This window comes from Arthrobacter sp. 2YAF22_2 (genome assembly GCF_052114645.1).
In the GTDB taxonomy this organism is placed as follows: domain Bacteria; phylum Actinomycetota; class Actinomycetes; order Actinomycetales; family Micrococcaceae; genus Arthrobacter.
The window spans coordinates 1-8,994 of record NZ_JBFRFD010000091.1; the positions used below are offsets into that span (position 1 = coordinate 1).

Here is an 8,994-nt window from a genome sequence, read left to right on the forward strand (position 1 = left end):
GTGGACACCGGCTCCCTGGCTTAACGCACCGGCCGGATCAGGCAACTTCCGGCGGAAGCATGAGCCCGGCGCCGGGAATGGCGTTGAGCAGTGCCTTGGTGTAATCCTGCTGCGGCGAGTCGAAGACGTCGTCCGTGGACCCGGTCTCGACGAGCTTGCCCTTCTCCATCACGCAGACGTGGTCGGCAATCTGCCGGACCACCGCAAGGTCGTGCGTGATGAACAGGTAGGTCAGGCCCAGTCGGGACTGCAGCTCGGCGAGCAGGTTCAGCACTTGCGCCTGCACCAGCACGTCGAGGGCCGAGACGGCCTCGTCGCAGATGATGACCTCGGGATCGAGGGCAAGGGCACGCGCGATTGCCACGCGCTGGCGCTGGCCGCCGGAGAGCTCGTTCGGGTACCGCTGCATGGTGGACTGCGGCAGCGCCACCTGGTCCAGCAGCTCCCGGACCTTCTTCTCGCGGCTGACCTTGTCCCCGATCTTGTGGGTCCGCAACGGCTCCTCGATGGTTCGGAAGATGTTGTACATCGGGTCGAGGGATCCGTACGGATCCTGGAAAATCGGCTGCACGCGGCGGCGGAAGGCGAAGATTTCCTTGCTGTTCAGCGTGGAGGTGTCGACGCCGTCGAACACGATCCGGCCCGAAGTGGGCTGGAGCAGGTTCAGGACCATCTGCGCCACGGTCGACTTGCCGGAGCCCGACTCGCCCACGATCGCCGTCGTGGTGCCGCGCTTGACGCTGAAGGAGACGTCGTCCACGGCAGTGAAGTCGGTGGAGCGGCCGATGCCCGAACGCAGCTTGAAGACCTTGCGCAGGTTTTCAATCTGGAGGACCTCATCCGGCATCGCAGAGGCGACGACGACGTCCTCATCGGGTGCCAGCAGGTCCTCGGATTCGACGCCGAGTTCCTTGGCCGCCTGGATGCGCCGCGACGCCAGCGACGGCGCCGAGGCAACCAGGCGCTTGGTGTACGGGTGCTGCGGGTTCTGCAGCAGTTCCAGGGAAGGCCCGGATTCGACGACCTGGCCGCGGTACATCACAACCACCTTGTCCGCGCGTTCAGCGGCAAGGCCGAGGTCGTGCGTGATCAGCAGGACGGCCGTACCCAGCTCGGTGGTCATCTTGTCCAGGTGGTCCAGGATCTGCCGCTGCACGGTCACGTCCAGGGCCGACGTCGGCTCATCGGCGATGAGCAGGCGCGGCTGGCAGGACAGGCCGATCGCGATCAGGGCCCGCTGGCGCATGCCGCCGGAGAACTCGTGCGGGTACTGCTTGGCCCGCCGCGCGGCGTCGGGCAGTCCGGCCTCGGAAAGCACCTTCGCGACGTCGTCCGCACTGTCCGGGAGGCCGTTGGCCTTGAGCGTCTCGCGGACCTGGTAGCCGATCTTCCAGACCGGATTCAGGTTGGACATCGGGTCCTGCGGGACCATGCCGATGCTGTTGCCGCGCAGTTCGATCATGCGCTTTTCGCTGGCGTTGGAAATGTCCTCGCCGTCGAAGAGGATCTGCCCGCCGGAGACCCGGCCGTTGCTGGGCAGCAGGCCGATGGCGGCCAGGGCCGTCGTCGACTTGCCCGAACCCGATTCGCCGACAATAGCGACGGTTTCGCCGGGCATCACCGTCAGGTGGGCGTTGCGGACGGCGTTGACCTCGCCGCCGCTGGTCTTGAAACTGATCGCCAGGTCCTTGATCTCAAGCAGCGGACGCCGGGCGGCCGTACCTTCTTCATGGATTTCAACAGGGGCGTTCATGGCATCCCCTTTCATCGCTTGCGCGCTTTGGGATCGAGAGCATCACGCAAGGCGTCGCCCAGCATGATGAAGCTCAGAACGGTGATGGAAAGGGCGATGGCCGGGTAAAGCAGCGGCATCGGGTTGGACCGCAGCGACGCCTGCGCGGCCTGGATGTCGTTCCCCCAGGACATCACGCTGGGCGGGAGTCCGATGCCCAGGAAGGACAGCGTGGACTCCGCGACGATGAAGGTGCCGAGCGAAATCGTGGCGACCACGATGATCGGGGCGAGCGAGTTCGGCATGACGTGGCGCATGAGGGCGCCGAACTTGGAGACGCCGAGGGACCTTGCGGCGGTCACGAAGTCCGCGTTACGGACCTCGATGACGGCGCCGCGGGTGATTCTGGCGATCTGCGGCCAGCCGAAGGTCATCAGGATCAGGACCAGCGTCCACGCGGTCCGGTTGGCCCGGAACATCGGCAGCTGCATCACCACGATGGCGCCCAGGATCAGCGGCAGGGCGAAGAAGATGTCGTTGATGCGGGCCAGGACGGCGTCAACCCAGCCGCCGTAGTAACCGGCCAGCGCACCCATGATGCCGCCGATCAGGAGGACACCGATGGTGGTGAACAGGCCGACGGTCACGGAGGAACGGGTACCGAAGATGACCCGGGCAAACACGTCGCAGCCCTGCTGGGTGAAGCCCAGCGGGTGCCCGGACGAGGGGCCGCCGTCGGAGTTGGCCAGCTGGCACGCCTCGGCGGTCGGGTCGATCGGCGAGAAGAGCCCCGGGAAGAGGGACACCGCGACGACGACCAGGATCAGGAAGGCGGAGATCAGGAACAACGGCTGCTTGCGCAGGTTCCGCCAGGCCTCGGCCCAGAGGCTGAGCGGGGCCTGGTCCTCCTTGACCCTGTCCGTTGCCTGCAATGGCGTCTCGGCAAAGTCGGCGACGAAGTGCTCGATGTGGCGCGTGGCGGGCGCCGAAGCATCCTGCCGTGCGGTGTTGGAATCAGGAGTCATAGCGGATCCTCGGGTCAAGCCAGGCGTACAGCAGGTCAACGAGCAGGTTGGAGAGGCAGTAGATCAGCACCAGCACGGTGACAATCGAAACCACGGTGGGGCCCTCGCCGGACAGCACGGCACGGTACAGCCGGTTGCCYACGCCGGGCACGTTGAAAATGCCTTCGGTGACGATCGCGCCGCCCATCAGGGCGCCCAGGTCGGCGCCAAGGAAGGTGATGACGGGAATCAGGGAGTTTCGCAGGATGTGGACGCGGACCACGCGGAACCGGGACAGGCCCTTCGCGGTGGCCGTGCGCACATAGTCCGCGCTCATGTTTTCGATGACGCTCGTGCGGGTCAGGCGCAGCACGTAGGCGAAGGAGCCCAGGCCCAGCACGATCGCCGGGAGGATGAGGTCCTGCACCGTGGCCGCCGAGCTGACCGTCGGTTTAGCCCAGCCCAGCTGCACACCGATGGTGAACTGCAGCAGGAAGCCCAGGACGAAGATCGGAATGCCGATAACGATCAGGGAGGCGACCAGCACGGTCGCATCAAAGAACTTGCCTTTGCGGAGACCGGCGATCAGGCCGAAGATGATGCCGAAGACGGCCTCGAAAACCAGGGCCATCACGGCGAGGCGGGCGGTCACCGGGAAGACCTCACCCAGCACCGCGGCGATGGGCCGGCCGGAGAAGTCCTGGCCGAGGTCAAAGGTGAAGATGCTCTTCAGGTAGAGCAGGTATTGCATCCAGAACGGCTGGTCCAGGTGGTACTGGACCCGCAGCTTCGCGGCAACGGCCTCATTGACCGGCTTGTCGCCGAACAGGGCGACGATCGGGTCGCCGGGGAGGCTGAAGACCAGGAAGTAGACCAGCAGCGTTGCACCCAGAAAAACGGGAATCAGTTGGAGAAAGCGCTTGAGGATGTAGGTCGCCATCAGCGAAGCCCATCCTTGCCAGCAAGCATCCCGTCCAGGGATGCGGCGGAGTTGTCCATCAAAGAACCTTTTCAGTAATGATGCGGTCCGACGCCGGAACAGTCACGGTCGCCGGGCTGCGAAAGTACGCCCGCGGCTTGGGCCGTCAGGGATAAAGCGGGATGAAACAAAACAACGGCGGAGGCCCCAGTCCAGGCAGCCCCCGCCGTCGTTCTATTGTTACTTGCCGGAGATGTTGTAGTACAGCGGGACGCCGTCCCAGCCGTAGTCAACGTTGGTGACCTTGTCGCTCCAGCCACCCTGGGCAACCTGGTACCACAGCGGGATGGCCGGAAGGTCGGTCAGGAGGATCTCCTGGGCCTTGTTCATGGCCTTGTTGCCGTCGGCGACGGACGGGGCGTTCAGGCCGTCGGTGACGGCCTTGTCGAACGCCGGGTTGGCGTACTTCGCGTCGTTGGAGCCTGCACCGGTCTTGTAGATCGGGCCGAGGAAGTTGTACAGCGACGGGTAGTCGGCCTGCCAGCCGGCGCGGATGGCACCGGTCAGCGTCTTGGCGGTAGCGTCGTTGCGGGCTTCCTTGAAGGTAGCGTACGGCTTGCCCTCAACCTTGATGCCGAGAGTGTTCTTCAGCTGGTTCACAACAGCTTCGACCCATGCCTTGTGGCCGCCCTTGTCGGCGTTGTAGGCGATGGTGAAGGTCTGGTTGGGATCCCACTTCTGGATGGCGTCGGCCTTGGCCCAAGCGTCCTTGGCCTTGGTGGCATCGAACTTCAGGTTGTCCGAGCCGGGGATCGAGTCGCTGTAACCGTCCAGGACGGGGGCAGTGAAGTCCTTGGCCGGCTGGCGGGCGCCGCTGAAGATGACCTTGGTGATCTCGTCGCGGTTGATCGCCATCGAGATGGCCTGGCGGCGCAGCTTGCCGGCGTCACCACTCCACTCCGGCAGGTATTCCGGGATGGCGATGGTCTGGTTGCCGGCGTACGGCTTGTTGATGGTGCGGTCACCGAGGTCGGACTTGTAGTTCTTCAGCGCGCTCGTCGGGATGGTCTGCAGGATGTCCAGGTTGTTGGACAGCAGATCCTGGTACGCGGCGTCGTCGTTCTGGTAGATCTTGAACGTCACGCCGGCGTTCTTGGCCTTGCGCGGGCCGTTGTAGTCCGGGTTCGGAACGAGCTGGATCTGCACGTTGTGCTGCCAGCCGCCGTCCGCCATCTTGTACGGGCCGTTGCCGACCGGCTTCTCGCCGAAGCCCTTCGGGTCCTTCAGGGCGCCGGAGGGAACCGGGACGAAGGCGGTGTAGCCGAGGCGCAGCGGCCAGTCGGATTCCGGCTGGGACAGTTCAACGGTGAACGTCTGGTCGTCAACGACCTTCAGGCCGGACATGGTCTCGACGGTGGAGCCTTCCTTGCTCGCCTCGTCGTAGCCCTTGATGCTTTCGAAGAAGTTGCCGCTGAGCTGCGCGTTCTTGGCAGCCGCGCCGAAGTTCCAGGAGTCGACGAACGTCTTGGCCGTGATGGCTTCGCCGTTGGTGAACTTCTGGTCCTTCTTGATCTTGATGGTGAAGTGCTGGCCGTCCTTGCCTTCAATGGACTCGGCCAGTTCGTTGACGGGCTTGCCGCTGGGGTCGTAGCTGACAAGGCCGGAGAACATCATGTCGATGACCTTGCCGCCGCCAACCTCGTTGGTGTCTGCCGGCATCAGCGGACGCTGGGGCTCTGAGCCGTCGGCGACGATGACTTTGGTGGTGTCGCCACCGGTGCTGCCGCCGGCGGTGTTGGAACCGCCTCCGCCGCAACCGGTCAGGGCCAGAGCGGCGATTGCCACCATGCCCAGTGCTTTGGAAGTGCGCGTGAAACGCATTCCGCCTCCTAAGAGTTGTGGGAGTTCGTAGGGAAAGACTTGTGCTTCCCGGCAGGTCCGGGCACAGAAGTATCCTGTGACGTGGCCTACATATGGAAGTAGCCTAACCGCAAAAAGTCCGAATGATGGAACTCTGTTGCCAAACCGTGACCCGACGATCTCGTGACAGCTAGCGTCAACCGCAACCTGTTTCAAGTCACACGTTACCGGCTGGTATGATTCGCGCTCTTCATCTCCCGGTTAGGCTGCGTTAACCGAAAATTCCCGCAAATGCGCCCTAGTTCGCCCCCGAAAGCAGTTGCGCACGGAGCTCCCTGCGCTCGCGCTGTTTCTCCGGATCCGGCAGCGGGACCGCTGCCAGGAGCCGCTGGGTGTACGGCTCCTGCGGGTTCCGCAGAATCTGGTCCCGGCTGCCCTGCTCGACGATCCGGCCCCGCTGCATCACGCAGATCCGGTCGGCCAGGACATCCACCACGGCCAGGTCGTGGGTGACGAACAGGCAGGCGAAGCCGAGTTCTTTCTGCAGGTTCTGGAAGAGTTCGAGAACCTTGGCCTGGACCGAGACGTCGAGGGCCGAAGTGGGTTCATCGGCCACCATCAGCTTCGGCTTCAGCGACAGGGCCCTGGCGATGCCCACGCGCTGCTTCTGTCCGCCGGAGAGTTCGTGCGGGTAGCGGTTGCGGTAGTCGCGGGGCAGCTCCACCTGGTCCAGCAGGGCTTCGATCCGCCCCTGGAGTTCGGCCCCCTTGGCCACCCCGGCGAGGAACATCGGCTCGCCGATGCTTTCACCGATCGGCAGGCGCGGGTTCAGCGACGACGAGGGGTCCTGGAAGACCATGCCGACGTGCCGGCGCATCTCGTGCAACTGCCGGCCGTTTTTCTTGGCGGCCGAGATGTCCTGGCCCACCACCTTCATGCTGCCCGCGGCAACCGGCAGCAGGCCGACGGCGGCCCGCCCGATCGTGGTCTTGCCCGAGCCTGATTCGCCCACCAGGCCAACCACCTGGCCGGGGTAGATTGCCAGATTCGCGCCCTCGACCGCGCGGAATGCCGGCACGCGCCCCTGTTTGGGGTATTCGATGGCCACGTCGGTGAGCTCCAGGACGGGTTCTCCCGGCGGCTTGACCGTTTCCGCCGCGGCCAGCGCGGCCGAGTTTTCGCGCTCGCGCCGGAGCAGTTCCGAGCGCGGGATGGCCTGGATCTCGGCCTGCGTGGCGGCGGCGAGAGCGGCCGTGACGTCGACGTCGTCGGCGCTCTCGCCGCCCTGGCCAAGGTGCGGGACGGCGGCCAGCAGCGCCTGGGTGTACTCGTGCTGCGGGTTGTGGAAGATCTCCGCCGCGGTGCCCGACTCCACGATCCGTCCCCGGCGCATCACGGCGATCCGGTCCGCGAGGTCCGCCACCACACCCATGTCGTGGGTGATCAGGACGATCGCGCTGTCCAGCTTGTTGCGCAGGTTGCGCATGAGGTCGAGGATCTCCGCCTGGACGGTGACGTCAAGGGCGGTCGTGGGCTCGTCCGCGATCAGCAGCTTGGGGTCGCAGGAGAGCGACTGGGCGATCATGGCGCGCTGCCGCTGCCCGCCGGACAGCTGGTGCGGGTAGGACTTGAAGGCCTTTTCCGGGTCCGGCAGTTCGACGAGTTCGAGCATCCGCAGGGCGCGTTCCCTGGCCTGGTCCGGCGACACCTCGTTGTGCAGCCGGATGGTCTCCACGATCTGCGCCCCTACGGTGTAAACCGGGTTCATGGCGGTCATAGGCTCCTGGAAGATGACCGCGACGTCCTTGCCCCGAACGGCGCGGATGTTCGATTCGTTGGCGCCGAGCAGCTCCTTGCCAGCCAGCTTCACGCTGCCGCTGACCCGGCTGTTGCTTGGCAGCAGGCCCAGCAGCGCCATCGAGCTGGCGCTCTTGCCGGACCCAGACTCCCCCACGATTGCCAGGACCTCGCCGGCACGCACCTCGTAGTTGAGGCCGATGGCCGCGGGAACCCACTTCTTGTCCACGCCGAAGTCGACGCTGAGGTCGCGGACCTCCAGGACGGTGTCACCTTTTCCGGGCACGGGAGCCGGGAGCGGATCCAGGGTGATGAAGTCAGTCATGATGGGTTTTTCCTTCCGCCCGGGCCACCGTCGCACCGGTGATTAGTGCTGTGACCGGGAATACTGAATTATGGGGGGCATGAGCACTGTGCCCGACGCCGGAAACGTTGAAATCTTCAAGGCCCGGTCGAACTCGTGGTTCGCCTGGCTGTCCTGGTTGGTAGCGGCCGTCGGCGTGGCGGCCACCGTCGCCGCGGCCGGCCCCGAGGGGCTGCTGAGCACGGCGCCGCTGCTGCTGGTGGCGTTCCTGGGCTGGCAGTTCTTCTGGCTGCCCGCCGTCGTGGTGCACGACGGCGGCGTCACCCTGGAGAACCCGTTCCGCACGGTCCTGGTGCCCTGGGCCGCCCTGGTGCATGTGGACACCCGATATGCCCTCACGCTCGTCACGGCGCAGAAGAGCTACGCCGCCTGGGCCGCGCCGGCGCCCRGCATCTGGGGCGGACGCAATGCCCGACCGGAAGACCTGCACGGGCTCCCGGACATCAGCTACGGCCCCGGAAAATCGGTGCGGCCAGGAGACCTCAGGTCCACCGACTCCGGCCAGGCCGCCCGGCTGGTGCGCACGCGCTGGCAGGAACTGGTGGAAAGCGGGACGCTGGCCGCCGGCGACGCACCAGCCGACGCCGACGGCACGGCGGTGGCCGTGACGCCCCGCTGGGCCGCGGTCGGCGTCGTCGTGGTGCTGCTCGCGGCCAGCTACTGGACGGTCGCCGCCCTGTAGCCGGCCGCCCGACCGGCCGCCGGCCGCGGGCCTGAGCCTGCCGCGCATCTAGCTGTCCTTGGATCCGTCGAAGGCACTGACTGCGGTCTTCTCCGGGGGCGTCCCTGCAGCTGACGCCGCCCCTTCGCGCGCCTTTTTGGCGTTGAATTTCTTCTGCCGCGGGTCGAAGGCATCCCGCAGCCCGTCGCCGATGAAGTTGATGCTCAGGCAGATCAACACGATGAACAGGCCCGGGAACCAGAACAGCCAGGGCCTGGTGGAGAAGGCCTGCTGGTTCTGCGAGATGAGCAATCCGAGGGACGTGTCCGGCGCCTTGACGCCGACACCGAGGTAGCTCAGCGCCGTTTCGGTGAGGATCGCGGCGGACATGGTGAGCGTGACGTTCACGATCAGCACGCCCACGGCGTTGGGCAGGATGTGTTTGAAGATGATCCGCGCGTTGCTGGCGCCGGAGATCCGGGCAGCATCCACGAACTCGCGTTCGCGCAGCGAGAGGAACTCGCCGCGCATGAGCCGGGCCAGGCTGACCCAGCTGATCAGGCCAAGGAAGATGCCCAGCGCCAGGACGCCGTTGGTGCTCGCGAATGACGCGAACCAGCTGCCGGAGTCACGCCGTCCTGCCATCTGGGCCATGAC

7 protein-coding genes are annotated in these 8,994 nt (G+C 65.8%); 1 reads left to right on the forward strand and 6 read right to left on the reverse strand.

Annotated features, from left to right (window positions below):
- Positions 1–37: 37 nt before the first annotated feature.
- From AB4Y86_RS05760 to AB4Y86_RS05780, 5 genes are all read right to left on the reverse strand, one after another.
- Positions 38–1,753: an ABC transporter ATP-binding protein gene (locus AB4Y86_RS05760; RefSeq protein WP_441400894.1), complete on the reverse strand. Its 1,716-nt coding sequence runs from the start codon at positions 1,751–1,753 to the stop codon at positions 38–40.
- A gap of 11 nt (positions 1,754–1,764) precedes the next feature.
- Positions 1,765–2,757, reverse strand: a complete 993-nt coding sequence (locus AB4Y86_RS05765) for an ABC transporter permease (RefSeq protein ID WP_441400896.1) — start codon at positions 2,755–2,757, stop codon at positions 1,765–1,767.
- The gene (locus AB4Y86_RS05770; protein ID WP_441400898.1) at positions 2,747–3,676 is read right to left on the reverse strand and encodes an ABC transporter permease; all 930 of its coding nucleotides are present in this window, start codon (positions 3,674–3,676) and stop codon (positions 2,747–2,749) included. Before AB4Y86_RS05770 ends, AB4Y86_RS05765 begins: the two co-directional genes overlap by 11 nt.
- 219 nt (positions 3,677–3,895) lie before the next feature.
- Positions 3,896–5,536: a peptide ABC transporter substrate-binding protein gene (locus tag AB4Y86_RS05775; protein ID WP_441400900.1), complete on the reverse strand. Its 1,641-nt coding sequence runs from the start codon at positions 5,534–5,536 to the stop codon at positions 3,896–3,898.
- Between the two features lie 277 nt (positions 5,537–5,813).
- Positions 5,814–7,637, reverse strand: coding sequence for an ABC transporter ATP-binding protein (locus AB4Y86_RS05780; protein ID WP_441400902.1), 1,824 nt, complete (start codon positions 7,635–7,637; stop codon positions 5,814–5,816).
- 79 nt (positions 7,638–7,716) lie between these two features.
- Between AB4Y86_RS05780 and AB4Y86_RS05785 the strand changes: the two genes are divergently transcribed.
- Positions 7,717–8,358, forward strand: coding sequence for a PH domain-containing protein (locus AB4Y86_RS05785; protein ID WP_441400904.1), 642 nt, complete (start codon positions 7,717–7,719; stop codon positions 8,356–8,358).
- Positions 8,359–8,406: 48 nt separating this feature from the next.
- Here AB4Y86_RS05785 and AB4Y86_RS05790 read toward each other — a convergent pair.
- A partial coding sequence (locus tag AB4Y86_RS05790) for an ABC transporter permease (protein WP_441400906.1) occupies positions 8,407–8,994 on the reverse strand: 588 nt, incomplete at its 5' end.

What these genes read in the sequence shown, in the direction of transcription:
- AB4Y86_RS05780 (WP_441400902.1), bottom strand. Translation starts at nt 7,637, where the DNA reads ATGACTGACTTCATCACCCTGGATCCGCTCCCGGCTCCCGTGCCCGGA.
- AB4Y86_RS05765 (WP_441400896.1), bottom strand. Translation starts at nt 2,757, where the DNA reads ATGACTCCTGATTCCAACACCGCACGGCAGGATGCTTCGGCGCCCGCC.
- AB4Y86_RS05775 (WP_441400900.1), bottom strand. Translation starts at nt 5,536, where the DNA reads ATGCGTTTCACGCGCACTTCCAAAGCACTGGGCATGGTGGCAATCGCC.
- AB4Y86_RS05760 (WP_441400894.1), bottom strand. Translation starts at nt 1,753, where the DNA reads ATGAACGCCCCTGTTGAAATCCATGAAGAAGGTACGGCCGCCCGGCGT.